The organism is Infirmifilum tikiterense, assembly GCF_054696565.1.
The window spans coordinates 1337993-1360621 of record NZ_CP182482.1 but is presented as its reverse complement, the minus strand read 5'-3'; the positions used below and the strand labels follow the sequence as shown (position 1 = coordinate 1360621).

General features: G+C 59.0%; 29 protein-coding genes, 1 tRNA gene and 1 pseudogene. 13 read left to right on the top strand and 18 right to left on the bottom strand.

Annotated features, from left to right (window positions below; translation table 11 throughout):
• Nucleotides 1-85 precede the first annotated feature (85 nt).
• A complete protein-coding gene (locus ACNO7C_RS07480) occupies nucleotides 86-448 on the top strand; it encodes a hypothetical protein (protein ID WP_460024486.1) in 363 nt (120 codons plus the stop codon).
• Here the strand turns inward: ACNO7C_RS07480 and ACNO7C_RS07475 are convergent.
• Genes ACNO7C_RS07475 through ACNO7C_RS07455 form a run of 5 tightly spaced genes read right to left on the bottom strand, consistent with a single transcriptional unit; the run spans nucleotide 445 to nucleotide 5878 of the window.
• Nucleotides 445-1446: an ABC transporter ATP-binding protein gene (locus tag ACNO7C_RS07475; RefSeq protein ID WP_460024485.1), complete on the bottom strand. Its 1002-nt coding sequence runs from the start codon at nucleotides 1444-1446 to the stop codon at nucleotides 445-447. The two genes, ACNO7C_RS07480 and ACNO7C_RS07475, sit on opposite strands and share 4 nt — an antisense overlap.
• The gene (locus ACNO7C_RS07470; protein ID WP_460024484.1) at nucleotides 1424-2371 is read right to left on the bottom strand and encodes an ABC transporter ATP-binding protein; all 948 of its coding nucleotides are present in this window, start codon (nucleotides 2369-2371) and stop codon (nucleotides 1424-1426) included. Before ACNO7C_RS07470 ends, ACNO7C_RS07475 begins: the two co-directional genes overlap by 23 nt.
• On the bottom strand, nucleotides 2368-3249 hold the full coding sequence (locus ACNO7C_RS07465) for an ABC transporter permease (protein WP_460024483.1): 882 nt from the start codon (nucleotides 3247-3249) through the stop codon (nucleotides 2368-2370). Before ACNO7C_RS07465 ends, ACNO7C_RS07470 begins: the two co-directional genes overlap by 4 nt.
• Nucleotides 3249-4271, bottom strand: coding sequence for an ABC transporter permease (locus tag ACNO7C_RS07460; RefSeq protein WP_460024482.1), 1023 nt, complete (start codon nucleotides 4269-4271; stop codon nucleotides 3249-3251). Before ACNO7C_RS07460 ends, ACNO7C_RS07465 begins: the two co-directional genes overlap by 1 nt.
• 17 nt (nucleotides 4272-4288) lie before the next feature.
• The gene (locus ACNO7C_RS07455; RefSeq protein WP_460024481.1) at nucleotides 4289-5878 is read right to left on the bottom strand and encodes an ABC transporter substrate-binding protein; all 1590 of its coding nucleotides are present in this window, start codon (nucleotides 5876-5878) and stop codon (nucleotides 4289-4291) included.
• 206 nt (nucleotides 5879-6084) lie between these two features.
• On the opposite strand from ACNO7C_RS07455, the gene pcp reads away from it, so the two are divergent.
• On the top strand, nucleotides 6085-6702 hold the full coding sequence (gene pcp / locus ACNO7C_RS07450) for a pyroglutamyl-peptidase I (RefSeq protein ID WP_460024480.1): 618 nt from the start codon (nucleotides 6085-6087) through the stop codon (nucleotides 6700-6702).
• Between the two features lie 16 nt (nucleotides 6703-6718).
• Here the strand turns inward: pcp and ACNO7C_RS07445 are convergent, their stop codons facing one another.
• Both ACNO7C_RS07445 and ACNO7C_RS07440 read right to left on the bottom strand, forming a co-directional pair.
• Complete coding sequence (locus ACNO7C_RS07445; RefSeq protein ID WP_460024479.1) at nucleotides 6719-7576, bottom strand: cation diffusion facilitator family transporter; 858 nt, start codon at nucleotides 7574-7576, stop codon at nucleotides 6719-6721.
• Between the two features lie 205 nt (nucleotides 7577-7781).
• Nucleotides 7782-9245, bottom strand: coding sequence for an MFS transporter (locus tag ACNO7C_RS07440; protein WP_460024478.1), 1464 nt, complete (start codon nucleotides 9243-9245; stop codon nucleotides 7782-7784).
• A 72-nt stretch (nucleotides 9246-9317) separates the two neighbouring features.
• Here ACNO7C_RS07440 and ACNO7C_RS07435 point away from each other — a divergent pair, with 72 nt between their 5' ends.
• The 8 genes and pseudogenes from ACNO7C_RS07435 to ACNO7C_RS07400 all read left to right on the top strand — a co-directional run bounded on the left by ACNO7C_RS07435 (nucleotide 9318) and on the right by ACNO7C_RS07400 (nucleotide 12998).
• On the top strand, nucleotides 9318-9926 hold the full coding sequence (locus ACNO7C_RS07435; protein WP_460024477.1) for a MarC family protein: 609 nt from the start codon (nucleotides 9318-9320) through the stop codon (nucleotides 9924-9926).
• Between the two features lie 32 nt (nucleotides 9927-9958).
• A complete protein-coding gene (locus ACNO7C_RS07430) occupies nucleotides 9959-10783 on the top strand; it encodes an alpha/beta hydrolase (protein ID WP_460024476.1) in 825 nt (274 codons plus the stop codon).
• A gap of 38 nt (nucleotides 10784-10821) precedes the next feature.
• Entirely contained in the window at nucleotides 10822-11058 is a 237-nt protein-coding gene (locus tag ACNO7C_RS07425) for a hypothetical protein (protein ID WP_460024475.1), read from the top strand.
• A gap of 86 nt (nucleotides 11059-11144) precedes the next feature.
• A complete protein-coding gene (gene mntA, locus ACNO7C_RS07420; protein WP_460024474.1) occupies nucleotides 11145-11546 on the top strand; it encodes a type VII toxin-antitoxin system MntA family adenylyltransferase antitoxin in 402 nt (133 codons plus the stop codon).
• Nucleotides 11434-11966: pseudogene (hepT, locus tag ACNO7C_RS07415) on the top strand (type VII toxin-antitoxin system HepT family RNase toxin). The gene mntA and the pseudogene hepT overlap by 113 nt, the downstream one beginning before the upstream one ends.
• A gap of 134 nt (nucleotides 11967-12100) precedes the next feature.
• Nucleotides 12101-12586, top strand: coding sequence for a nucleotidyltransferase domain-containing protein (locus ACNO7C_RS07410; RefSeq protein ID WP_460024473.1), 486 nt, complete (start codon nucleotides 12101-12103; stop codon nucleotides 12584-12586).
• The gene (locus tag ACNO7C_RS07405) at nucleotides 12579-12848 is read left to right on the top strand and encodes a HEPN domain-containing protein (protein ID WP_460024472.1); all 270 of its coding nucleotides are present in this window, start codon (nucleotides 12579-12581) and stop codon (nucleotides 12846-12848) included. Before ACNO7C_RS07410 ends, ACNO7C_RS07405 begins: the two co-directional genes overlap by 8 nt.
• Nucleotides 12849-12872: 24 nt before the next feature.
• A complete protein-coding gene (locus ACNO7C_RS07400; protein WP_460024471.1) occupies nucleotides 12873-12998 on the top strand; it encodes a hypothetical protein in 126 nt (41 codons plus the stop codon).
• 123 nt (nucleotides 12999-13121) lie between these two features.
• Here the strand turns inward: ACNO7C_RS07400 and ACNO7C_RS07395 are convergent, their stop codons facing one another.
• Nucleotides 13122-13463 (bottom strand): nucleotidyltransferase domain-containing protein, encoded by a 342-nt coding sequence (locus ACNO7C_RS07395; RefSeq protein WP_460024470.1) that lies wholly within the window; start codon nucleotides 13461-13463, stop codon nucleotides 13122-13124.
• Nucleotides 13460-13840 (bottom strand): HEPN domain-containing protein, encoded by a 381-nt coding sequence (locus tag ACNO7C_RS07390; protein WP_460024469.1) that lies wholly within the window; start codon nucleotides 13838-13840, stop codon nucleotides 13460-13462. Before ACNO7C_RS07390 ends, ACNO7C_RS07395 begins: the two co-directional genes overlap by 4 nt.
• Nucleotides 13841-13987: 147 nt before the next feature.
• Between ACNO7C_RS07390 and ACNO7C_RS07385 the strand changes: the two genes are divergently transcribed.
• Together ACNO7C_RS07385 and ACNO7C_RS07380 are read left to right on the top strand one after the other, a co-directional pair.
• Nucleotides 13988-14380: a HEPN domain-containing protein gene (locus tag ACNO7C_RS07385; RefSeq protein WP_460024468.1), complete on the top strand. Its 393-nt coding sequence runs from the start codon at nucleotides 13988-13990 to the stop codon at nucleotides 14378-14380.
• A complete protein-coding gene (locus tag ACNO7C_RS07380; RefSeq protein WP_460024467.1) occupies nucleotides 14349-14816 on the top strand; it encodes a nucleotidyltransferase domain-containing protein in 468 nt (155 codons plus the stop codon). Before ACNO7C_RS07385 ends, ACNO7C_RS07380 begins: the two co-directional genes overlap by 32 nt.
• Here ACNO7C_RS07380 and ACNO7C_RS07375 read toward each other — a convergent pair.
• From ACNO7C_RS07375 to ACNO7C_RS07355, 5 genes are all read right to left on the bottom strand, one after another.
• Nucleotides 14769-16076 (bottom strand): APC family permease, encoded by a 1308-nt coding sequence (locus ACNO7C_RS07375; protein ID WP_460024466.1) that lies wholly within the window; start codon nucleotides 16074-16076, stop codon nucleotides 14769-14771. The two genes, ACNO7C_RS07380 and ACNO7C_RS07375, sit on opposite strands and share 48 nt — an antisense overlap.
• 49 nt (nucleotides 16077-16125) lie before the next feature.
• The gene (locus ACNO7C_RS07370; protein ID WP_460024465.1) at nucleotides 16126-16530 is read right to left on the bottom strand and encodes a CBS domain-containing protein; all 405 of its coding nucleotides are present in this window, start codon (nucleotides 16528-16530) and stop codon (nucleotides 16126-16128) included.
• 59 nt (nucleotides 16531-16589) lie between these two features.
• Nucleotides 16590-16663 (bottom strand) — tRNA-Gln (locus tag ACNO7C_RS07365).
• Nucleotides 16664-16711: 48 nt separating this feature from the next.
• Nucleotides 16712-18274, bottom strand: a complete 1563-nt coding sequence (locus ACNO7C_RS07360; protein ID WP_460024464.1) for a hypothetical protein — start codon at nucleotides 18272-18274, stop codon at nucleotides 16712-16714.
• A complete protein-coding gene (locus ACNO7C_RS07355) occupies nucleotides 18267-19004 on the bottom strand; it encodes an ABC transporter ATP-binding protein (RefSeq protein WP_460024463.1) in 738 nt (245 codons plus the stop codon). Before ACNO7C_RS07355 ends, ACNO7C_RS07360 begins: the two co-directional genes overlap by 8 nt.
• A gap of 52 nt (nucleotides 19005-19056) precedes the next feature.
• Between ACNO7C_RS07355 and ACNO7C_RS07350 the strand changes: the two genes are divergently transcribed.
• Nucleotides 19057-19866 carry a spherulation-specific family 4 protein gene (locus ACNO7C_RS07350; RefSeq protein ID WP_460024462.1) on the top strand — a complete coding sequence of 270 codons (810 nt, stop codon included), beginning with the start codon at nucleotides 19057-19059 and terminating at the stop codon, nucleotides 19864-19866.
• Here ACNO7C_RS07350 and ACNO7C_RS07345 read toward each other — a convergent pair.
• The 4 genes from ACNO7C_RS07345 to ACNO7C_RS07330 all read right to left on the bottom strand — a co-directional run bounded on the left by ACNO7C_RS07345 (nucleotide 19863) and on the right by ACNO7C_RS07330 (nucleotide 22626).
• Nucleotides 19863-20603: a formate dehydrogenase accessory sulfurtransferase FdhD gene (locus ACNO7C_RS07345; protein ID WP_460024461.1), complete on the bottom strand. Its 741-nt coding sequence runs from the start codon at nucleotides 20601-20603 to the stop codon at nucleotides 19863-19865. The genes ACNO7C_RS07350 and ACNO7C_RS07345 overlap by 4 nt on opposite strands.
• Before the next feature lie 51 nt (nucleotides 20604-20654).
• Nucleotides 20655-20837, bottom strand: a complete 183-nt coding sequence (locus tag ACNO7C_RS07340) for a hypothetical protein (RefSeq protein WP_460024460.1) — start codon at nucleotides 20835-20837, stop codon at nucleotides 20655-20657.
• 209 nt (nucleotides 20838-21046) lie between these two features.
• Nucleotides 21047-21760: a cytochrome b/b6 domain-containing protein gene (locus ACNO7C_RS07335; protein WP_460024459.1), complete on the bottom strand. Its 714-nt coding sequence runs from the start codon at nucleotides 21758-21760 to the stop codon at nucleotides 21047-21049.
• Nucleotides 21761-21765: 5 nt separating this feature from the next.
• Nucleotides 21766-22626 carry a 4Fe-4S dicluster domain-containing protein gene (locus tag ACNO7C_RS07330; RefSeq protein ID WP_460024458.1) on the bottom strand — a complete coding sequence of 287 codons (861 nt, stop codon included), beginning with the start codon at nucleotides 22624-22626 and terminating at the stop codon, nucleotides 21766-21768.
• Between the last annotated feature and the right edge of the window lie 3 nt (nucleotides 22627-22629).

The following is a 22629-nucleotide window of genomic DNA, read 5'->3' as shown; positions in this document are numbered from 1 at the left end:
AAGGAGCCTCTGGATCTTGAAGGGAGAGGATTGAACTAAAGCGTTTTTATAGGTCTAGTGAAGGCTTAAACGTGGGTGGCTGATTTTGATTCAACAATCGATGACGGGGGCTCTAATCGTTTTGACCGTTCTCACGCTCAGGCTCTACCGTGGCAGGCCGTCGACTACCGAGGAGTGGGTCGAGATACTGTACCTCGCCCTCGTGGGCTTCATAGACGGTTTTATGGTCGCCCAGCTTGCGCCCTTCTTCACCACCTTCGCCACGAAGCTGACGTTCCACCTCTTCTTCTACCTGCTCCTGGCCTCCATAACGACAGTCCTCTACCTCGCCTACAAGGGGCTATACGACTTCAAAATATTCGCGATGGCGCTTGCTCCTTGGTACCTGGCGCTTGTTCTCGTCCTGTACTCGCGGATCGTGGGCGTGGGGACGATTTTCGTGTTCTAGCCGTAAAGGTGGCAGGCGACCAGGTGCCCTCCGCCGGCGTCGGTGAGCGGGGGCTCCTCTACCCTGCACCTCTGCGTCGCGAAGGGGCAGCGCGGGTGTAGTCTGCAGCCGCTGGGTATGTTGACGGCATTAGGAACCTCCCCCCTCAGCGTCACCTTTTCCCGGAGCCTGTGCTCAGGGAGTAGCTGCGGGACAGCGCTCAGAAGGGCCCTCGTGTAGGGGTGCAAGGGCCTCCCGAAGACCTCTTCGACGCCCCCGTACTCCACGATCTTACCTAGGTACATGACCGCAACTTTGTCTGCGATGGCCCACGCGGAAGAGAGGTCGTGCGTGATGTAGATGAGCGAGAGCCCTAGCTCTCCGCGGAGCTCCCTCAGCAGGGAGAGGATCTGGGCCCTAGCGGAGACGTCGATGTTGGATATAGGCTCGTCGGCGATGAGGAGCTTCGGCCTCAGCACTAGGGCCCTCGCGATGGCAACTCTCTGCCTCTGGCCTCCGCTAAGCTGGTGGGGGTACCTGTCGTAGAAGTCCTCGGGGGGCACGAGGCCCACCCGCCTCAGGGCCTCCAGAGCCAGATTCCTCCGCTCCTCCCTGCTTCCGATCCTGTTCACGTCCAGAGGGAACTTCACCTGATCTCCCACCTTCATCCTGGGGTTGAGGCTGACGCTCGGATCCTGGAAGACCATCTGAACGTTGCGCCTGAAGTGTGAGAGCTCTTTGCCCCTAAGCGTGGTCACGTCATAGCCGTTGTAGACGACCCTCCCGGCCGTGGGCTCGACGAGCCCCACTATGGCTCTTGCCACCGTCGTCTTGCCTGAGCCGCTCTCGCCAACGAGAGCCAGAGCCTCGCCGTCCATCACCGAGAAGCTAACGCCGTCGACTGCTCTCAGGTACTTCCTCTTGCCCGAGAGCATCTCGCCGAGCGTCCTTCTCAGGGGGTAGTAGACCTTCAGGTCCTCAACCCTCAGTAGCTCCTTACCAGAGGTGGCACGCAACATACCTATCACCCAAGCTCTTCACAGCCGGCTCCTCCCTCCGGCACCTCTCAGAGGCAAAGGGACACCTCGGGTGAAAGCGGCAACCTGGCGGAGGGCAGTGCATGTCCGGCGGCTCACCGGGTATGGGCTTGATGTCCTTTGAGCCGCCCACCCGCGGCACAGAGCTGAGGAGGGCCCTCGTGTAGGGGTGTAGCGGCTCCCTCACCACCTCATCGACCCTGCCCGACTCAACGACCTTGCCGGCGTACATCACCGCGACGCGGTCAGCCAGCTCGGCGACGAGTCCCATGTTGTGCGTTATGAAGAGCATTGAGGTCTTGAAGGAGGATTTAACCTCCTTCAGAAGCTCCACGATCTGCGCCTCCACGAGGGCGTCTAACGCGGTTGTAATCTCGTCGGCTATGACCAGCCGGGGCTTCAGGGCTAGAGCAAGGCCGATGGCAACTCTCTGCCTCTGCCCGCCGCTCAGCTGGTGGGGGTAGTCGCTCAGCCTCTCCCTAGGGACGCCCATCCTCTCGAGTATCTCGCCCGCCTCGCGCAGAGCCTCCTCCTCGCTACCCGCGGCCCCGTGCTCCGTGAATAGCTCCACGAAGTGCTCACCGATCCTCATCACCGGGTTCAGGCTGGCGTAGGGGTCCTGGAAAACCATGCTTATCACTCGCCCGCGTATCCTCCTCAGCTCCTCCTCCCTCATCTTCAGGAGGTCCATCCCGTTGAAGTGCACGGAGCCGCCCTCCACCACAGCGTTCCCCGGTAGCAGGCGTATCACCGTGAGCCCCAGCGTGCTCTTGCCCGAGCCGCTCTCCCCGACGATCCCCATAACCTCCCCCTCTTCGACGCTCAGCGACACGCCTCCCAGGGCCTCCAGCCTCCCCCTGCGGGTCCTGTAGGAGACCTTTAGGTCTTTAACCTCCAGCAGGCTCATGCTTCCACCCTCCTGGGGTTCAGGATCTCGTTAAGGCCCTCGCCCAGCATCAGGAAGCCTAGGACGCTTAGGATGATCATGAGGCCTGGGAACAAGCCGATCCACCAGTAGCCTGCCAGGAAGAACTGCCTCCCCTTGTTGAGGTCGAAGCCCCAGTCGGGGGTGGGCGGCTCCACGCCTAATCCGAGGAACGTCAAGCCGGCCTCCGTTATGATCGCGTCCGCGAAGCTTATCGGCAGGAGGGAGACTATGGCGGGCAGAGTGTTTGGGAGTATGTGCTTAGTGACGATGGCGAGGGGGCCCGCGCCGGCAACCCTGGCCGCTTCGACGAATGGCGAGGACTTGAGCGAGAGGACGACGCCCCTGACCATCCGATAATAGCTCGGAATGTACACGACGGCTATGGCGACGGAAATGTTCAGCACGCCAACGCCGAGCAGAGCCGCTATGGCGATTGCCAGGATCAGGCCCGGGAGAGCGTACATGCTATCCATGACGAGGCTGACAGCGCGGTCGAAGAGCCCGCCTACGTAGCCGGCGAGCAAGCCGAGCAACACACCGATCGCGGCGGAGATTGCCGTGGACAGGAAGGCTATCGTTAAAACGAACCTCACGCCGCCGACAACCCGCGCGAAGACGTCCCTGCCCAGCTGGTCCGTCCCCATCGGGAACACGATCCTCCTCCCCTCAACCTCGAGCACAAAGCCGGGGGGCATTAGCGGCGGTACTTCCACTCTCTTCCCGTCCACGACCACGAAGCTTTCGGTCGCGTTGCCGAAGGACATGATCGACCCCGCTACAGCAAGGAAGGCGAACAGTAGCGTCAGCAGGCCACCGACGAGCAAGCTCCACTCCCCGAAGCTCCTGGGCCACCTCACTAGTACCTCACCCTTGGGTCAACGTAGGCGTAGGCTATGTCAACGAGCAGGCTCACTAGGGCCACTATCACGGCGTATATCGTGACCGTGCCCTGCACGATCGCGTAGTCTCTCTTCAGGATGCCCTCGTAGACGAGGAGGCCGAGACCGTCCCAGTTGAACGTGGTCTCGGTGAGCACCGCGCCACCGAGCAACGCGGCAACCTGCAGGCCCCCCATGGTGAGGAGGGGTATCATCGCGTTCCTCAACCCGTACCTCAGCACGACACCCCACTCCCTTATCCCGCGGGACCTGGCCGCCCGCACGTACTCCTGGGACATCGACTCCTCGACGGCCAGGTAGGTTACTCGCGTGAAGACGCCGGAGAGGTACAGCCCGAGAGCCACGGCGGGGAGCGTCAAGTGAGCCAGGAAGTCAAGCATTATGTCGGGTCGACCAGCGAGAATCGAGTCCACGATGACGAAACCGGTTCTGTAGGGCAGGGAGTCGAGGGCTAAAAGATTTATGGGTGAGAGCCTCCCAGTGGTCGGTAGCCCCAAGCCCTTAGAGGCTGTGAGCTGGAGCAGCATGCCGATGTAGAAGACCGGTATCGAGTACACGACCGACGAGTAGACCCTCACGAGGGTCTTCACGGACGCCGAGGAGTACCTTGCCGTGAGCACACCCAGCGTAACGCCGATCGCCACGGCGACAACCGTGGAGGCGACTGCGAGCTCCAAGGTCGCCGGGAAACGGGTCGCGATCAGGTACGAGACGGGTATCCGCTCGAGCGCCGTGTAGCCCAGGTCGAACCGGACGAAGACCGAGTAGATGTAGTCGATGTACTGCTGGTAGAGGGGTTTGTTCAAGCCCAGCTCCGCCCTACGCCTCGCTAGCACATCCTCAGGTATGTTCTTGCCCTCCAGTATCGTGACCGGGTCTCCTGGGAGGACGCGCATCAGCACGAAAACTATGGAGAGGAGGATGAGAACCATAACAGGCGTGAGTAGCAGGCGGGAAAAAACGTACTCTTTTAGGCCCATTTAACTGCACCGAAGCTCTAGCCCTGCGCCTCGGCGTAGATAAGCCAGTAGCGGAATATCTGCGAGTAGTCGAGCACGATCCCCTTGACGTTCTTCTGCGCGACCGCGAACTGCCCCTCCTGCCACAGCGGTATTATCGGGGCGTCCTCGGCGGCTATGTCCTGAATATGGGCGAGCATCTTTATGCGCTCCTCTGTCGGCTGGAGGACCTGCTGGTCGATGAGCTGGTCGATCACCGGGTTCTTGTAGTTGACGTGGAGCCAGCCGTTAGCGCCGGAGTGGTAGAAGGGCCGGACGTAGTTGTCGGAGTCGAGGAAGTCTGGGAACCAGCCCAGGAGCCAGCACGCGATTTTCTCCTCCTTGAAGAGGCTCCTGTACGTAGCCCAGTCAGCGCTCTTGAGGTCGACTTTAATCAACCCGCTGGCCTCGAGGTTCTGCTTGATGATGGCGGCGATGTCCGGCTCGGCGGGGGTGTACCTGACTGGGGTGTACCAGAGCTCAATCCGAAGCGGGTTGGCTTCGCTGTACCCCGCCTGCGACAGAAGGCTTCGAGCGGCCTCGATGTTGGGTTTGTCACCGTACCTCTCTTTGAACGAGTCTTTGTGGCCGAGGAAGCCTATTGGGACCATGCTGTAGAGCGGCTGCGCGAACTGCCCCATGAACACGGTGTTGACTATCTGGTTCCTGTCGATGAGGTATGCTATGGCCTGCCTTACCCTCTTGTCGTTGAAGGGTTCTTTGGCGGTGTTGAACACGAGGTACCTTATCGGCGCGATGCCTGGGCCGCTGACCACCTGGAGCTGGCCCTTAGCCATTATGTCCTTCACGTCTGCGGGGGAGAGAGTCCTGAAGGCAACGTCGACTTCGCCGTTCTCCACGGCGAGTCTCAGGCTCTGCGCGTCCTTGTAGAACTTGATGATGATCCTTGGGGTCTTAGGCGGGTCCCCGTAGTAGTTCGGGTTAGCTACGAGCTCGATGTACTCGCCGGGCTTCCAGGCCCCGAGCTTGTAGGGGCCGATCATGTCGAGGGTGTTGGGCGGCTTCACCACCTCCATGGGCGAGGTCTTGGGGTTAACGGGGAACGCGACCCAAGTCGCGAGGAGCGACTTCACGTACGTCTCCTCGAAGGGCTGCTTGAGGTAGACCCTGATCGTGTCGTCGGAGACCGCTTCGGCCTTCTCGATCAGGTCGGCGATGAGGAAGGCGGGGTCCTGGTTCAGGGTGATCGTCCTGTTCCAGGACCAGACGACGGCCTGGGCGGTCAGCGGGGTCCCGTCCTGGAACTTCGCGTCCCGCCTGATCTTTATCTCCCACACTCTGCGGTCGGCGCTAACGGTGTAGCTCACCGCGAGCTTGTTGACCAGCCTGGCTGTGCCGGGCTCGTAGGCGAACAACCCCTCGCCCATGTTCTGGATTATGTTGACGCCGAGGTAGTCGTACGCCTCGGCTGGGTCGATGGTGGTTTGTATCGAGTCCGTGGTGCCGATGACCAGGACGTCCTTGGCCTTGATGGTTGGAGCCTTCGGCATGAGCAGGTACGCGACAGCGCCGGCTATGATCACCGCTAACACCGCTAATGCTATTATGTGCGGCGTTTTTAGCTTCATAACGTTGAGGGCTGTGGAATCCACCCTTTTTAAGGCTTTACTATTAAAAAGTGAAAAACATTCAGCGGCTTGAGCTTAGAAGAAGATTGACGGGAAGCACCGGGGCGGATCACTATAACCGGAAAAATTTGCAGGCGATGGAAGAACACCTTTTTATACCACTCACCGCGAAACGCCTAAATCGCCTACCCCCAGCTCCACTCTGTATGAAAGTCCTCGTTACCGGCTTCGAGCCGTTTGGAGGAGACAAGGTCAACTCCTCCTGGGAGGCCGTGAAGCTCCTCCCGGACGAGATAGGCGGAGCACCCGTGGTGAAGCAGCAACTCCCCGTCAGCTTCAGGCGCGTCAGGGAGCTGGTCCCGAACCTGATAGAGGAGCACAGCCCATCGCTCCTGCTCCTCACAGGGCAGGCTACGGGCATCAGCTCCTTGCACGTCGAGCGAGTTGCGATAAACGTCATGGACGCTAGGATCGAGGACAACGACGGCTACAAGCCTGAGGACGAGCCAGTCGTGGAAGGAGCCCCCGCCGCCTACTTCGCCACAGTGCCCGTTAAGAGGGCCGTTGAAGCCATAAGGAGCGCCTCCGTCCCGGCCGCGGTCTCGAACAGCGCGGGCACGTTCGTCTGCAACGCCGCCATGTTCACAGCGCTACACCACGTAGCAACGAAAGGTCTGAAAGTCATGGTTGGCTTCGTGCACGTCCCGAGCCTGCCCGAGCAGGCCTTAACCGGCAACGTGCCTTCAATGCCGCCAGCTCTGGCCGCGAGGGGGCTCGAGGCCTGCATAAGGCGGCTCATCGCCGACTTGAGGGACGAGAAGTAGAGGTGCGGTGCAGGGGTTAGTCGCCGGAGGGCTCCACGTGGATGATTAAGTCTACGTTGCCTCCGAGCCTCTTGCTGATGTCTCTCTCAACCTGGTCGCACAGCGAGTGGGCTTCGTCGACGGAGAGCTGAGGACTCACCTCCAGGTCCAGGTCAGCGTATACTTTGCCGCCGACTGTGCGAGCCCTGAGCGAGTGAACCCCCTTCACGCCTCTAACCCTGAGGGCCTCCTCCTCGATGGCCTTGAGGACCTCCAGGGGAGGGCTGGTATCGACAACCTGTCCTTGCAGCTCCCTTAGCGTCTCGTAGATGAAGTACGCGACTATGCCCAGGATGACGAAGGTGGCGGCTAAGTCGTAGTATGCCGAGAGCGTCGAGCCGAGAGTCACGCCGGTGAGCGTGGTAACACCCTCGATCACGTCGAGGCTCGTGTGCCTCGACTCGGTCACCGCTATCTGGCTTCCCTTACCGTAGGCCCTCAGGAGGCTTGAGACCGCGAGGTTCAGCGCAAGCGAGACAAGAGCGAAGGCTATGCCGACGGGGTCTACTCGCTCAGGCTCACCGTGGCTGAAGCGGTCCACCGCCATGAAGCCGACAAAGCTGAAGGTCACCGCCATGAGGATGAGCACGAGTATCGAGCCGTAAGCCTCGAAGCGCGTGTGGCCGTAGGGGTGCTTCTCGTCGGGGGGCTTCATGCCCTTGGTGTAGTAGCGGTAGGCGATGGTGGCGCTAGCGACGTTGAGCACGGAGTCGCTCCCGTCGGCCAGGAGAGCGGTGCTGCCTGAGACAAGGCCCCCGAGGATCTTCAGCAGACTGATCGCCGCGTTTCCGATTGAAGAGAAAATCAGTACACGCTTGACACGCTCAGCCTCCAACGTAGACACCTGCGAGATTCTGCTTAGAGAAAATAGCGGTTAAAACTTTACGCCTTAAAGACAGATATTTTCTCATGAGTAATCCGTTGTAGCTTTGTAAGCTTGGGGACTTGCGTCTTCCCATGGCTAAAATTACGAAATTCCCTAAGACCGAGGTGGGTGGATTTATGGTCCAGGATTAGTGAGCCCGCTGTATTCTGGCGTTTTAAACTTTAACAGTCCTTTTGCCCCCAACCCTGCTAACTGAGAAAACCGCTGCGCAGAGGTTCACAAGGGCTAGGACTCTGAAAACCTCGCCTAAAGCCAGCGCGAGCGAGCTTCTACCTGCGGCTAGCTGCGCCTCGTCGAGCTCCGCGCTGAGCAGTAGCTTCGTTATGAGGTCGTAGGATAGCCTGCTGGAGAGGAGGAGCACGGAGATGTTGAGGCTGAGCGTCATGCCCAGGTTGAAGAGGACATTTCTGAGGGCGGAGGCTACGCCCCTCCTCACCTCCGGGACCGACGACATGATCGCGCTGGTGTTCGGCGACATGAAGAGCCCGTTGCCCACTCCCAGCAGGACGGAGCCAAGCGCCACCTGCCAGTAGGGGGTGGAAAGGCTTATTCCTGAAAGCACGAGAAGCGCGAGGCTTCCCACAAAGAGGCCCAGTATCGCGAAGCCCACGTAGCCGTACTTGTCCGAGAGCCCGCCGCTGATGAGGCTGAAGGCTAGGAATGAGAGCTCGAATGGCATCAGGAAGAGGCCCGTTTCTAATGGAGACATGCTCTTAGCGACCTCGAAGTATAGGGTCAGGAGAAGCATCACTGAGCCGAAGGCCACCGCGTTCAGGAACTGCGCGACTACGCCGCCCGTAAAGCTCCAGACCTTGAAGAGCCTAAGGTCCAGTAGCGGGTGGCTTTGCCTCAGCTCCCACAGCGTGAAGCCCGCTAGAGACGCCATGGACAGCGCGTACAGGGCGTTGGCGATCTTCCTGTAGGATAGCCCGTAGCCCTCGAAGGTCAGCGCCAGCAGGATTGAGAGCGTGAAGACGGTGAACAGCGCGAAGCCGAGCCAGTCCACGCTCTTCTGCTCCCGGGGCTTGTAGATTTCCCTGAGCGTTCTCCTCCCCCAGATGACGGCTGCGACCCCTACGGGAACGTTGATCCAGAATATGAGGCGCCAGTCGAAGAGCCCTATTATCAGCCCTCCAAGCGTCAACCCGAGTATCGAGCCAAGCCTGAAGGCGAGGGAGTTCACACTCAAGGCGAACGCTAGAGGGCCGTAAGCGGCCGCGTCGGTGACGATAGCCGCGCTGACCGTGTTGAGGATGCCGCCTCCAAGCCCCTGCACGAAGCGTGAAGCGATAAGGAATAAGGGGTTCGGGGAGAGGCCTGACAGGAGCGACCCGAGGGTGAAAACGGCGAAGCCGGCGAGGTACAGCCTTACCCGCCCGTACAGGTCCGCTAGCCTCCCGACTAGGAGCAACATGAGCGTGCTGCCGAGCATGTAGGCCTGTGTGAACCAGAGGGCTTGCTCTATGTCAGCGTGCAGCGCGCCGGCAACCGCGTCGAGGCCGACTACGACTATGCGGGTATCGAGGCCGGCCATGAATGCTCCTAGGGTTGTGACCGACAGGACGGTCCAGAGGTACTTAGACGGGTCTGTGGGACGGTCCGCTGGTCTCTGAGCCATGCTGGTCTACGCCAAAGCCTTGGGAACCCATGCGTGGATAAAAATTTATTCAATGAACCTTAGGGGAGAGGCGTGGCAGACTTAGCGCAGGTGATTGTAAACGTCGCTTTACTGGGGTTCCAGCTCTACGCAGTGCTAAACCCGATCAGCGTGATACCGACTTTTATGAGTTTGATGGGTGATAGAGGGAAGGATGAGAAGGCTGTCGCCGTGCGGAGGGCAAGCCTTTACGCCGCCGCTCTCATGGCGGTCTTCGCCGTCTTGGGGGCAGTAATTCTCGGCTTCTTCAACGTCAGTATAGCGTCTCTACGCTTCGGTGGAGGGATACTGCTCATGGTTATAGCCATTGATATGCTCTCGGGGCTGAGCCGCACAAAAATGCTTGAAAGCACAGAGGAAGCCCTGATCGTGCCAATCGCTACTCCACTGCTCGTGGGCCCCGGGACGATAACCACCCTTATTGTGATGGCGGCTACGCATGGGGTTGTCATGACGCTGGCGGCTTCCGGTATTGCGTCGCTTTTAGTCTACTTAACCCTGAGGTCCGGGGAGCTACTGCTTGAGGTCGCTGGCAAGAACGTGGTTCGCGGCGTCGGCAGGTTCATGTCCGTCATCATAGCTTCCATCAGTGCTGAGATGATCCATTCAGCCCTTCTAGAGTGGGGGCTTTTCGCAAGGTAAAGAATATTTCTCAGTTTTACGCTGTTAGCGCGATGGCGGACGAAAAGCCTGTCCGCTTGAGCAGCGGGCTAGAAACGGTCGTTCGGGCTTGGCGGCCACGAGAGACGCCGAAGGCTGTTGTCGTTGGGGTTCACGGGTTCGCGGAGCACAGCGGGAGGTACGAGCACTTCGGCGCTTACCTCGCCGAAAAGGGGTTCTCGCTCTACATGTACGATCTCCGCGGCCACGGCCTGTCGAAGAGCGAGAGAGGGTACGTAGAATCCTTCAACGACTTCGTACGCGACACGATCTCCTTCATCAGCTACGTGAAGGAGGAAGCTAGGATCCCCCGAGTGTTCCTCTTCGGGCACAGCATGGGCGGGCTCATAGCAGTCCACGTCGCCGGGTCCCTTGGTGAGGAGCTAAGGGGGCTCGTTACGAGCGGAGCCGCCCTAGAGGTCAGGACGACTTTCACCCAAAGGATGCTGCTCAGCGTTCTAGGCACGTTTTCGCCCAGGAAGAGGCTCCCGCTTCCCGTGAGCACCGAGTGCCTCACCCACGACGAGGAGGTTGCCAAGCGCTACCTCAGCGATCCCCTGGTTTTTAAGGACCCCACTGTGAGGTTACTGGTGGAGTTCGGGAGAGGGGTGTCCCAGGCCTGGAGGAGCGTGGAATCCATCAAATGCCCTGCCCTCGTGCTCCACGGAAAGGAGGACTGCCTTGTCCCTCCAAGCGCGTCTCAAAGGCTCTACGAGAAGCTTCGGGTCGCCGACAAAACCCTCAGGTTGTACGAGGGCCTAAAGCACGAGATACTTAACGAGCCCCAATGGCGTATGGTGGCGGACGACATAGCCAGGTGGCTCGAAGAGCACCTCTAAAAACAACGCTTTTTAGCCAGGTTACTGAACTGTGGATTATGGGAGCCAACTTCGGAGAGGACGCAGAAAGAGTACTTGGAGCGATGCACGAGCACGGCACCCTGGATGCTAATACGCTGAGCGAAAAGACGGGGCTGCCCCGCGAAAAGGTCGAGCTCCTCATCATAATACTCCGCGACCTGAAGAAGGTAAGGTACGCTTCTGTCCCTGTTGCCTGCACCCTCGCATGCGAGAAGTGTCCTCTCGCACGCTCGTGCAAGTTTAGGAAGAGTTAGGCGCGCTTACCTTGAGCCCTACCGTTTGCTGAAATTCTGCCTCGCGTCAACACCGTTATATTAAGGTTCTTGGAACAGGACACGTGGTGGAGCTAGCCGAGCTTAAGGAGAGGCTCAAGGGGGTTTTGCTCAGAGAGGGTAACGTGATCTACGCCGTATTGTTCGGGTCGGCGGCGAGGGGGGAGATGCGGGGAGACAGCGACGTCGACCTCGCCGTGAAGTTTCGAATAAAGCCGGATCTGATAGAGCTGGGGAGGCTCTCCGCAGAGCTAGAGTCCGAGGTCGGGTTTCCCGTCCACATAGTCGACCTTGACGATGCCCCTCCACCGCTTCGCTACGAGATCTTCAAGGAGGGGGTGGTTGTGATGGTGAGAGATGAGACACTACTGGCGGAGGATAAGGCTAGGGCGATCATGGAGTTCCTGGACTTTAAGTACCACTACGATGCCATGGCTAAGGGGATGTTGGAGGCGATCAAACGTGCCTAGCCCCGGGCTGGTAGGCAGGGTGGAGAGGTTTAAGAGGGCTGTGCTGCGTTTGATTAAGGTAAGGGAGATGAGCAAGGAGGAGTTTCTCAGCAACCCCCTGGTTATCGACGCCACCGAAAGGAACTTTCAAGTGGCTATAGAGGCCCTGCTGGATGTGGGAAGCTTCATAATATCTAAGAAGGGGTGGCCGCGCCGTCGAGGTACCAGGAGATCGGTAGGGAGCTGGCTGACCAGGGGGTCCTCACACTCGACGAGGGCAAAAAGCTTTGCTCGATGGCGGGTCTGCGAAACATACTTGTCCGCGTCTACGCGCAGGTGGATCACGAGAGGCTCTACTCGCTGCTGTGGCAGGTGGAGGAGCTGGAGGAGATCATGAGAAAACTCCTGAACTACATAGAACGGGAGGGCTTAGACCCCTGAGCCTCCTTGGCGCGTTTCCAATACTGGGGGAAGCAAAAGTGTCAGGTGACGCCCAGAGGCTAACCGATTTTTCACAATGTTTTTGAGGCACTTTTCGAACCTTAGAAGCTGGGAAGCGTTACTGGGTGTGTCGCGTGCAGCAACCCTACGCGAAGGTCTTCAACGTGCTCCTTGAGAGCCTGAGGAAGCGCTTCGACTTGGTGAGCGTCGTTGTCTACGGCTCCGTTGCGAGAGGGGAAGCGAGGAAAGACAGCGACATCGACGTACTCATCGTGGCCGACAACCTTCCTGAGGACAGGTGCTTGAGGTACAGGATGTTCGAGGAGGCCGAAAAGGAGGTAGAGGGGCTCCTGAGTGAGCTCAGGAAGGAAGGATACAGCGCCTTCATAAGCCCGATAATTAAGTCACGGGAGGAGGCATCGAAGGTGACCCCACTCTACCTGGACATGGTTGAGGACGCAGTCATCCTCTACGACAGGGACGGCTTTTTCGCTGGCATCCTGAAGCGCCTGAGGAGAAGGCTTAAGGAGCTGAAAGCTAAGAGGGTGAGAGTCGGGAAAATGTGGTACTGGGTGCTCAAGGAGGAGTACCGATTCGGCGAGGTATTAGAGATTGAATAACGTTGAGATGGCCAGAGCTTACCTGGAGGAAGCTCTCAGGAGGATCAAGACCGCAGAGAGGACCTTCGAGGAGGGAGGCTACGCTTACTGCATAAGGCAGTGCCAAGAGGCCGTCGAGCTGTCCTTGAAGGCGGCCCTAAGGTATGTTGGGGAAGAGCCACCAAAGTGGCGCGATGTGGGCCCGATCCTCATCGAGAACAGAGACCGCTTCCCCGACTGGTTCCAGGCAGAGATAGAGGAAATGGCCTCCACCTCGAGATGACTCAGGAGGGAGAGGGAGCCAAGCATGTACGGAGACGAGGAGACGGGCCTACCGCCTCAGAGGATTTACACGCGAAGCTACACGCAGAGGGCGCTCTTGGAATCCAGAAAAGTCGTAGACATAGTCTTGAAGCTCGTTTCACCCCTTTAGCAGTCCCCTTCCACTTGGAGCATCCTTGTAATCCTCAGCGTGCCGTGGCAGTCTTTAAGCGAGATCGAGGATCCGCGTGAGGAGCACAACATGAAGCTGATAGTTGGAGGGGGCGATAGAGGATCAAATCAGTAGTTCTACGACTTTTCCCCTTCTTAAAAACGGCTCGGCCTCGTCTGGGGTCACTAAGTGTATTTCGAAGGGGTGGTAGTGCGGCAACCCGCATCTCTCCTCTACTAGAGCCTTTATCCTTGCCCTTTCGAGGTGCAATCTTGGGAGCTCTCGGGTTACCACGAGTATGTCCACGTCGCTGGATCCGACGGCTTTTCCTGTGACAACGCTACCGAACACGTATATTCTCGCCTCAGGCAAAAGCTCTCTAACAGCCCTCGCGATGGCCTCCGCGTACTTTGTCCAGTCCCTTAGCATCCTAGCCCTCTCAACCATAACCTCTGAGACGCTCATTTCCTCACCAGCCCCAAGACCTCTTTAACCAGCTTTACCGCATCCTCAGCGTCCTCCTGGGCGAATTGGATGGTTGAGTACCTGGCGGTGAAGTACGCGTCCTCTAAAGCTATCAGCCTGGCCCTGTTAGCCCTCACGAAGTCCTCTATATCTTTCCTCCCGAGGTGCTTAGATATCTCCGAGAGCAGCGCCCTGATGCTATGGGTCCTAGGGTAGTCTCCAACGGCCTCGAGAAGGACGCTCTTCAAGTAAAGCTGCAGGGAGATTTCGGCCAGGAACGCCGCGGCATCGTATGCACCGCTGCGCAGAGAAGCCTCAGCTTGCCGTAAAAATTCCTCAGACCTCCTCCTGAGGGTGCTAACCTCATCGAACCTCATGCTAGGATACATACACAGCGCTCTACTATAACTTTTAGGTTTTTACCAGTAGGGTTAGGAGTAGAGACGGGGCTCAAAGACAGAAAGCCTTTATGCCGGACAAATCAAAAAGCAAAGTAATTAAGGCTCCAAGTGAGCCGGGTCATTGTGGAAGAGTTAGAGGAGTTATCCGAACATTGGAGGGAAATGGCGAAAAGGGTCTTAGCGGATGCGAAAAGATCTCTGAGCAACGGAGTCTATGATGCCGCTGCAGTTTCTTCCTGGATAGCAGCTAATCTCGCCCTTAGCGCCTTATTCATAAAGAAGACGGGGCTCGAGCCCAACGTAAACGCAATACCCGAGCTACTCAAAGCGATTTCCAAGGTGGTAGATGTGCCAGATCAGGTGAAGGCTTGTAAGGACATGGAGAAGCACTGCGACAAGGCTAACTCTCTCGATTTTGTGCCTCTCGGTGAGAGGAGAGAGGCGGCTGAGAAAGCGGTTACCTGTGCAGAGGTGATACTCTCGTATGTTGAGGGGGTTCTTGAGGAGGGTGATTGAGAGGGAGAAGCTCAGAGAAGAGAGGCTCAGAGAGATTGCTAGCAGGTTTAACATGACTATTGTCCTCTTTGGGTCTAGAGCTAGAGGGAAGTCGACCCCCGCGAGCGACTACGACTTACTTGTGATCTACGACGACCCGGCTGAGCTTGAAGAGCTGCTGAGAGAGCTCAGGAGTGCCAGGATTCCTGCAGATGTTCATGCCTTCAACCTAGCAGAAGCCTTAAACACTATGCCGACCTCGACAATCATCCTAGATGCCCTGGAGGAGGGCGTCGTGCTCAGGGAGGGCATCTCCCTGAAGCCCCTCAGGGAGAGGCTTGTGGCGCTGAAGAGTGCGGGTTACAGGAAGGAAGCTGAGGGATGGGTCATGAGAATCGGTGAGCGATGCTCAGGCGGGCTCCGTAGCTGCCAGGTGATTTCGCCTGGAGCCGATTAGGAGCTTGTACGAGTAGTACCAGGCTACGGCTAAGGCCATGTTCAGGAGCCCTGCAATAACGGTGGCGAGGCCCAGGCTCAGGGAGAGCACCAGGCTCAGGAATGCCCCCAGGTAGGCGTGCACCGGGACCCCCCTCAGGGAGTAGCTTTTCCTCGGCCTGCCGGCCGCGCGGAGCTCGATAGCGGCGATGTTGGTTAACACGTGGGTGAAGAGGACGCTGAAGCTCGTGAGCGAGGCCAGCCCGGATATGTCCATGCTGAGGGCCAGAGCCAGCATCAGGGCTCCCGAGAGGAGGATCGAGTATTCTGGGGTGCCGAAGCGCTCGGGGACGCTCGCCAGCCTGTAGGGAACCTCCCTGTTTCGAGCCATCGCGAAGAAAACCCTCGACTGCCCCATCACGGAGGTGAGGGCCACGCTGAAGGTGGCTAGAAGCGCTCCAGCCTCGACAACCGGCTTGACTCTGAGGCGCTCCGCGGCGGTGGCTATCGGTGCCGTCGAGCTCGCAAGGGACTCGTAGCCCACCAGCCCCACCGCCACCACGGCGGTAGCGACGTAGAGTGCCATCGAGATGTATAGGGCTAGGAGGATCGCCTTAGGGATGTTCTCCTCCTGGTTCACGATTTCCTCAGCCATCGTGCTTATGCGGGGAAAGCCGATGTAGGCGAAGTAGAACAGCCCGGCCGCCGTTAAAACCGGCAAGAAGCCTCTGGGCATAAAGTTCTGGAAGTGGCTGGGGTTGATTCCGAAGACCCCGACTAGAACGAAGACCGTTAAGGCGAGGACTTTCCCAGCCACTATCACGTTGTTGACCCCAGCGGAGAGCTTCGCGCCCAGGACGTTGACCAGGGTAACCGATAGTATTAGGAGCACTGCCCCGAGCTTGGGGTCCACCCACGGGAAGGCGCTCGCAAGGTAGAAGCCGAAACTGAGGCTCGCGGTGGCGCCCAGGATGATGTTCCCGCTCACCCACATCCATCCCATCACGAAGCCCACGAGCGGGTGGATTAAGGTGTGACCGTACTCGTAGACCCCGCCGGCTCTCGGTATGGACGCTCCGAGCTCGCAGAAGCTCAGCGCGGTGAACGTGGCGCTCACCCCTGAGATGATGACTGAGAGAACGACCGCAGGACCAGCGAGCCCGGCGGCGAGCCCTATGACGACGAATATTCCCGCGCCGATTATCGCGCCGAGCCCTACCGACACAGCGTCCAGGAGGCTGAGCTGCCTCCTAAGCCTGGGTTCGCTTCCGTGCGACGACACACTGACCTCACGGGTGCTAGGTAAATAAGCTTTTGGAGAGTAAGCCGAGTTAAACCTGGGACGCTAGCCTGAGCATCTCGTCGATCTTAACAACGTCTCGAATGGAGATCACGCCCACGAGCTTGCCCTCCGCGTCTACCACGACGAGGTGCCTGATCCTCCTATCGAGCATCAGGCGCGCGGCCTCACCGACGCTCGCATCCTCCCTGATCGCAACGACATCACCCATGGTGCCAACGTCCTCGACGTTCAAGTCGTCGAGCCCGCGCTGAGTGGCGAAAGCCTTCACGAAATCCCTCTCGGAGATAACCCCCAGCACCCTCCTCCTGTCCCCCGGTGAAACGATAGGTAGCAGCCCAACCCCCTCGCGAATCATAATCTGCGCGGCCTGCCTGAGAGAGGTGCCGAGCTCCACCACGATGGGTTCCCTTCTGAGAAGCTTCTTCACCTCCATTCCTCTCGAGGATAAGCTCCACGGGGGCGCATATAAGCTTTGCCATTTAAGGATAAAAGTAGCCCGGCGGGGATTCGAACCCCGGATCTGCGGGTCCAAAGCCCGCCATGCTTGACCGCTACACCACCGGGCTCCTACACACAATCAAGCGTCCCGGGATTTAAACCTAGCTCTAAACTCCCTATGAGACGTCCGAGACCCACATCCTCCTGTACAGGGTGTCCTCACCGACCTTAAACAGCAGCAACGCCACTGCTGTGGAAACGGCGGCGAGGTAGAGGGGCCACGCGGGGGTGCCGGCGTACTCGAGCATCAGCTGGAAGAGCGTCAGCGCCACGACGGCGAGCACTGTTGAGAAGCCCATGAGAGCGGTTGCGACCAGGTCTTCGACCATGTAGAACCCCCTCGAGGAGTAGCGTACAAGCCTCCGCCTCGCAGACACAGCGACCATGAAGCCCAGCATCAGAATTGCGGTGAAGCACAGGAAAGGCAGGGACGCGATCGGCAGTAGTAGCCAGGCCGCGTTCCAGCTGTACACGGCCCTGAAGAGCCCAACCAACGTGAACCCCTCCAGGCTGTAAAGCAGGGTTTTGGCGAGCAGAGCGCTGGAGAGCGGCTTCAGGCTCCACGGCGCGGTCCTGTAAAGCCAGAGGCTCGATAGGTCTCTCTGCGCAGTGAAAGCGGAGGTTATGGTGGTTTCGCTGGCTACGAATACGACGGCGAAAGCGGACAATGTCAACGGGTCCACCTCCGTACCTAGCTTCTTTAGCGCGAGGGCCGAGAGCACCGCCAAGGACAAGCCAACAGTGACGAAGATAGCGTGGCGCTTGGTGAGGAAGGTGAGCCTCAGCGTCACCCTGTAGACTGCCTCCCGAGGTGAGAGCCCAGCAAGAGAGACAGGTTTCCTCCTCGCCAGCCCGATCTCCCTCAGAATCTCAGCGAGCGGGCGCACGTTCTCTGGGTGCACGCGCTCCGAGAGAAGGTACAGCACGGTCAGGAGAGAGGCTAACACGAGTGCAAGTATAGCGAACTCCTCGAGGAGCTGGGAGACCGCAACTCTTCTCGAGAAAACGTCGACGAGGGGCCTCACAGCTGGGAGACTCGGCGCGACCAGGAGCGGGGACGCGTCTCGGATGAGGAGCGAGTGGACCAGCGACACGGCGAGGTACGCGTACCCTATTGCATCGGCAATAGGCCTCTCACCGCTGAGGACATTGACGATCGTAGCCAGCATTACGAGCGTTTCAGCGTACACGGACACCGCGACCACGGCCAGGACGAGAAGGACCGCCCGAGCGGAGCTGAAGCCCACAAGGCTATACACGAGAGGTATGCCGATGTAGAGCACTGGTGCCGAGTAGAAGAGCGTCTGGATGGCGAAGTAAACGGTCTTCCCGATAACGTACTCCCCCATCCTCAGAGGAAGCGCGAGCAGGAGCTCATGCTCAGCCTCCTCGGACGCGGCGACCTCCCTCCTACCTCTGATGAGCGTGAGGAAAAAGGCAACGGTTAGCAGAGCGCTGGTGCTCTTAACCAGCCCCTCCCGGCTCAAACCGAGCCCGTAAACCCAGCTGGGCGGTTGGGTGGCGGCGGCTTTGACTGCTAAGGGTAGCAGGATCATTGCTAGGAGAGTGAGAGCCAGCAGGTACAGCGCAGCCCGGCCCGGCCTCCTCCTGAGGAGTGGGTTGAGGTTGTTCTTAGCTAGGTAGAAGGCTACGACGAGCGGCTTGGGCAGGCTACTCACCCCGTGTGAGGGTTAGGAAGACCTCCTCTAGGGTTGCGTTTCCGCCACCGCTGGCTGTTCTCTTAACCTCCTCAAGGGTGCCCTCCGCGATTATCGAGCCTTTGTGGAGGATTCCGACGCGGCTGCAGAGCTTCTCCACCGTGTCGAGCAGGTGGCTAGAAATCAGCACAGCTGCGCCGCTTGAGGCAAGCGAGGCCACTTCCTCTCTGTACACCCGCTGGCTCTCCGGGCTCATTCCCGACGTAGGCTCGTCGAGAACAAGCACGCGAGGCTTGAACATGAGCGCGCTGACGACCAGAACCTTCTGGACTGTGCCCCTTGAAAGCCTCCCCATAAACGCGTCCATGTGCTCCTCGAGCCTGAACCTCTCCGACAGGCGGTGAACGTTGCCCTCGACCGACTCCCAGGGAACACCCCTCAGCGAGGCGACGAACTCAAGGAACTCCTTAACGGTCAGGTAGTCGAAGCCCACAGCGAGCTCGGGGACATAGCCCACGCACGACAAGGCCTGCAACCTCTGGCTTCTCACATCGTACCCGCACACCTCGATCCTCCCGCTATCGGGCTGGACAAGACCCACTATTGACTTGAGGGTTGTAGTCTTGCCGGCCCCATTCGGGCCCAGTAGCCCGTATATTTCCCCGTACCTGACCCTAAGGGACACGCCCCTCAGCACAAATCTCCTGTTGTAGCTCTTGTAGAGGTTTTCGACAAGAATGCCCTCGGACACAAGCTGGGAAAGCGCGTAAAATTAAAAACGTTGCCGGGTTTTGAGCCTTCGCATGGACAGGCTCGCGGCTTCGAAAGCCATGGTGATGCTGACGCTAGCCTTCTCGGTGTTGCTCGCCGAGCCTCTCGAGGCGATCCCCCGAAGCCACCGATGCTACACTCAAGCAGGCTTCGATAGGTGGATCCTCGTGCCGGCTTACTTCTACAGCGAGGAGCTCTGGTCTAGGCTGGCCTCTCTGTCCGCCCGCTGGAGTACCATGATCATCGCAAACCCGAGCAACGGTCCGGGGGCGGAGGTGGACCCGAACTACTCGAGGTGGATCGGGAGGGTATCGTCTGGAGGCGGGCTTGTCTTGGGCTACGTTCACACTGGCTGGGGTTCGCGACCGCTCATCGAGGTGGAGGGAGACGTGGACACATGGCTTGAGCTTTACCCGGAAGTGAGGGGTTTCTTCGTGGACGAGGTTTCAGACCGCGCGGAGGACGTGAGCTACTACGAGTCGCTTGCGCAGTACATTAGGCAGAAAGGTGGCTTCATTATCGTACTCAATCCGGGTACCTCTGTCCCACCCGGGTACCTCGGCATTGCCGACGCCGCCGTCGTCTTCGAGGACTCAGCTTCATCCCTGCGCTACCTTCGTGGCTCAGCATCCCCTGCCCTACAGGCCGCAATAGTTTCCGAGGTGCCCGTGAGCAGGGTCTCGCAGGTCCTCCTGTACCTCCTCCACAAGGATATCAGGGTCATATATTTGACGGATGAGCCGAGCCCGCCCACTTACGCTAGAGTACCCTCGTACTTCGAGCTGCTAGCTGAGGCTTGGGCAAGCATCGATGCAGACAGAGGGTGCGTGAGGCCAATCTAGCTCGTAATCCTCCAGCTGTGCGTGACCGCCTTGAACTCCTTGCCGCCTCCTTGCCTCCTGAGGCTCAGGATAAGAGTGACGCCGAGCATCTCCGACGCTCTGAGCCCGCTCATCAGGGGCCCCTTAAGCGATACTAGAACAGGGACCTGGAACCTCGCCGCCCTAACGACCACGTCGCTGGAAGCCCTCCCCGTGGTGACCATGACGGATTTCCCCAGCTCGAAGCCCCTGGAGACGGCGAGCCCTAGGGCCTTGAGTGCTGAGGTGTGCCTGCTCGGGTCGTGGGCCAGCACGCCGACCCCGCGGTCAGGCTGGACGACCGCTGTGGAGTGAACGGCCAGCAGCCTAGCCACTCGGAGCGAAGCCCGGTCGAACTCACCTACCAGCCCAACAACCTGGCCTAGGCTGAACGTCGCGCTTGAGCGAACGTAGACTCCCTGAGCCGCCGCGGAGCCGCAGTCCTCGACGCGGTAAGGCTCGAAGCCCACTTCGCGAGCGAGAGTGACGTCGATCCTCCTAGACTCCACATCCATCTGGATGCTCACGATTTCTCGGGGCGCGGTGGCTAGGCCGTCCCCAATGAGCAGGCCGAGCACAAGTTCCCTGAGCCCCGCAGGGTTCGCGGAGATGCTGGTGTACAGCCGACCGTTCACGTAAAGCCTGTAGTGCTCGTCGACAGCCACAGCATACTCATCCAGCGTAACGTACTCGGGCTGAAGCTCCTCGAACACGATCATTTGCAGTATCAAGTGGGGAAAGCTATCGAGGGAAAAAATGCTTTTCCTTTTTTACTCCCCGTAGTCCGAGTAGGGGAAGTCCACTAGGCTTGTCTGGGGCGTGTATGTCTTTACGAAGCGGCCGATAAGGTCTACCACCAACTCGCTTGGCTGACGGCCCATGCGCTCAGCGACGCGTACGAGCTCGCGGTATAGCTCCTCGGGTATTCTTACCGCTTGTCCTTTGTCGCTCATCAGTTTGACGTAGTTCAAGAAATCTATTTAAGTTTATCTCAGTAAACGGTGAAACTTTTTCAAAGATGTATTAAGATCTTAGGCATTACATAGCCAGTTTTCCCTGCAGTAATAACGGAGACATAGGGTAGGACGTTAGTATTCTGTGCGCGGCGCGCAGAAGTAGAAGAGAGTTAAGGTAAAAAAGACGACAAATTTTAGCGGAGTACTTAAAGCCCCTTGCGCTGAAGCCACTTCGGCATGTGCTTCTTAGCTTCCTCCAGCGAGAGCATGCCGTCCCTGAACATCGCCCTGAGTATCGGCGCATTCGCCGGGTGTAGCGCTGCGAAGAGGTGAAGGTAGACGAAAATCAGGGATAGATAGAAGCCCAGGTCGTGCCATAGAAGCATCTGCCTGTACTGCTCCAAGCTTAACGGGAGGAAGATCATGGCCGCACCGCTGATCGCCGACATGGCTATCCCGATAATCAGTATAAGGACGGTGTAGGCTACGAACACGTTGTGCCTGTCGAGCTTTTCCTCAACCTCCTTGGGTATAGGCTTCCCAAACAGGTACCTCCCGGTAAGCGCCTTAGCCTCGGCTATCTGCTCCCTGAGGGGCTTGGTCAGCGGCCTCAGGACTTCAAGCTTCCTGAACGCGACGAGGTAGACCCCGTAGGTGATGATGAGGGCACCCCAGAGTATGCCGAAGATGCGGTGAAGCACCCTGAGGATCTGAACGCCGACTGTTATCGCGTCAACCGTGGGGTCTAGCCTGAGTAGAACCGCAGCGGGGTATCCCACGGCGTAGGCGATCCACCCGAAGTACTGTATCGCTAGCATCACGGCCCCCGTGATGGCGAGGAAGCTCCAGAAGTGTAGGTTGTGGGCGTGCGCGATCCTGTAGCTCAGGCTTATTATCTCAACAAGCCTCTTCTCCGCCATTCCGCTCACCTCTTCTCACCACCCTCATTAGCGACCTGCTGTTCGAAGCGCTTCGCGCGCCAATATGCGAAGCCGCCGATGATGGCTAGCGCCACCGCGCCGGCTGAGAATCCCGGAATGGCTATATCCTTTAAGACCTCCTGGGCTTGGCGGGTCGCAACGACGGGGTTGTCCGGTAGCTTCTCCTTGAGAGCGGAGGCCTTCTCCTTGGAGGCGACGTAGATCCACCTGGTTCCACCGCCTATGTAGTTGTCGAGGTCCAGGCCGTAGACCGCCTTCCCCTGAGACTTAGCCTCGCGGGCTATCCTGACCGCTTCCTTGATGCTCGTGAAGGTGAACACGCCGGTGGGGCACGCCTCGACGCACGCTGGCTTCAGGCCGTTCTGGATCCTGTCGACGCAGAAGGTGCACTTGTAGAACTTGCCGTCCGAGCCCCTTCTCGGGACGTTGTACGGGCAGGCGGTCTGGCAGTAGCCACATCCAATGCACTCCTCGGCGCGTATAACGACGGCGTCTTCAGGCGTGACCTTAATGGCCCCCACGGGGCACGCACGGGCGCACGGCGGGTCGTAACAGTGCATGCACTGGAAGGGTAGCGGGGTCCACGTGACCTGCTGGAACGTGAACGAGCCCTCCGGGATGTTGAGCGTCTTCTGCGACTCGGACTCGTAGTAGAAGACGACCTTCCACGCGTCGGCGGTCAGGTCGGGCGGGTTCGCGAATACTGTGCTGAAGGTCGTCTCGACGGCTTTCCTCCCGTTCCACGCCTGGCACGCGATCTCGCAGGCCCTGCAGCCGATGCACTTGTCGAGGTTCACTACAACCCCGTAGCCCTCCTCCTTAGAGGGTAAAACCAGCTTCACCATCCT

Bases quoted from the DNA above. Each gene is read 5' to 3' on its own strand.
- ACNO7C_RS07390 (WP_460024469.1), bottom strand. From the start codon at position 13,840: ATGAGGTTCGATGAGGTTAGCACCCTCAGGAGGAGGTCTGAGGAATTT.
- ACNO7C_RS07380 (WP_460024467.1), top strand. From the start codon at position 14,349: ATGTTGAGGGGGTTCTTGAGGAGGGTGATTGAGAGGGAGAAGCTCAGA.
- ACNO7C_RS07340 (WP_460024460.1), bottom strand. From the start codon at position 20,837: ATGAGCGACAAAGGACAAGCGGTAAGAATACCCGAGGAGCTATACCGC.
- ACNO7C_RS07440 (WP_460024478.1), bottom strand. From the start codon at position 9,245: ATGGCTCAGAGACCAGCGGACCGTCCCACAGACCCGTCTAAGTACCTC.
- ACNO7C_RS07350 (WP_460024462.1), top strand. From the start codon at position 19,057: ATGGACAGGCTCGCGGCTTCGAAAGCCATGGTGATGCTGACGCTAGCC.
- ACNO7C_RS07370 (WP_460024465.1), bottom strand. From the start codon at position 16,530: ATGGAGGTGAAGAAGCTTCTCAGAAGGGAACCCATCGTGGTGGAGCTC.
- pcp (WP_460024480.1), top strand. From the start codon at position 6,085: ATGAAAGTCCTCGTTACCGGCTTCGAGCCGTTTGGAGGAGACAAGGTC.
- ACNO7C_RS07345 (WP_460024461.1), bottom strand. From the start codon at position 20,603: ATGATCGTGTTCGAGGAGCTTCAGCCCGAGTACGTTACGCTGGATGAG.
- ACNO7C_RS07460 (WP_460024482.1), bottom strand. From the start codon at position 4,271: ATGGGCCTAAAAGAGTACGTTTTTTCCCGCCTGCTACTCACGCCTGTT.
- ACNO7C_RS07475 (WP_460024485.1), bottom strand. From the start codon at position 1,446: ATGTTGCGTGCCACCTCTGGTAAGGAGCTACTGAGGGTTGAGGACCTG.
- ACNO7C_RS07430 (WP_460024476.1), top strand. From the start codon at position 9,959: ATGGCGGACGAAAAGCCTGTCCGCTTGAGCAGCGGGCTAGAAACGGTC.
- ACNO7C_RS07425 (WP_460024475.1), top strand. From the start codon at position 10,822: ATGGGAGCCAACTTCGGAGAGGACGCAGAAAGAGTACTTGGAGCGATG.
- ACNO7C_RS07400 (WP_460024471.1), top strand. From the start codon at position 12,873: ATGTACGGAGACGAGGAGACGGGCCTACCGCCTCAGAGGATTTACACG.
- ACNO7C_RS07330 (WP_460024458.1), bottom strand. From the start codon at position 22,626: ATGGTGAAGCTGGTTTTACCCTCTAAGGAGGAGGGCTACGGGGTTGTA.
- ACNO7C_RS07335 (WP_460024459.1), bottom strand. From the start codon at position 21,760: ATGGCGGAGAAGAGGCTTGTTGAGATAATAAGCCTGAGCTACAGGATC.
- ACNO7C_RS07470 (WP_460024484.1), bottom strand. From the start codon at position 2,371: ATGAGCCTGCTGGAGGTTAAAGACCTAAAGGTCTCCTACAGGACCCGC.
- ACNO7C_RS07455 (WP_460024481.1), bottom strand. From the start codon at position 5,878: ATGAAGCTAAAAACGCCGCACATAATAGCATTAGCGGTGTTAGCGGTG.
- ACNO7C_RS07395 (WP_460024470.1), bottom strand. From the start codon at position 13,463: ATGAGCGTCTCAGAGGTTATGGTTGAGAGGGCTAGGATGCTAAGGGAC.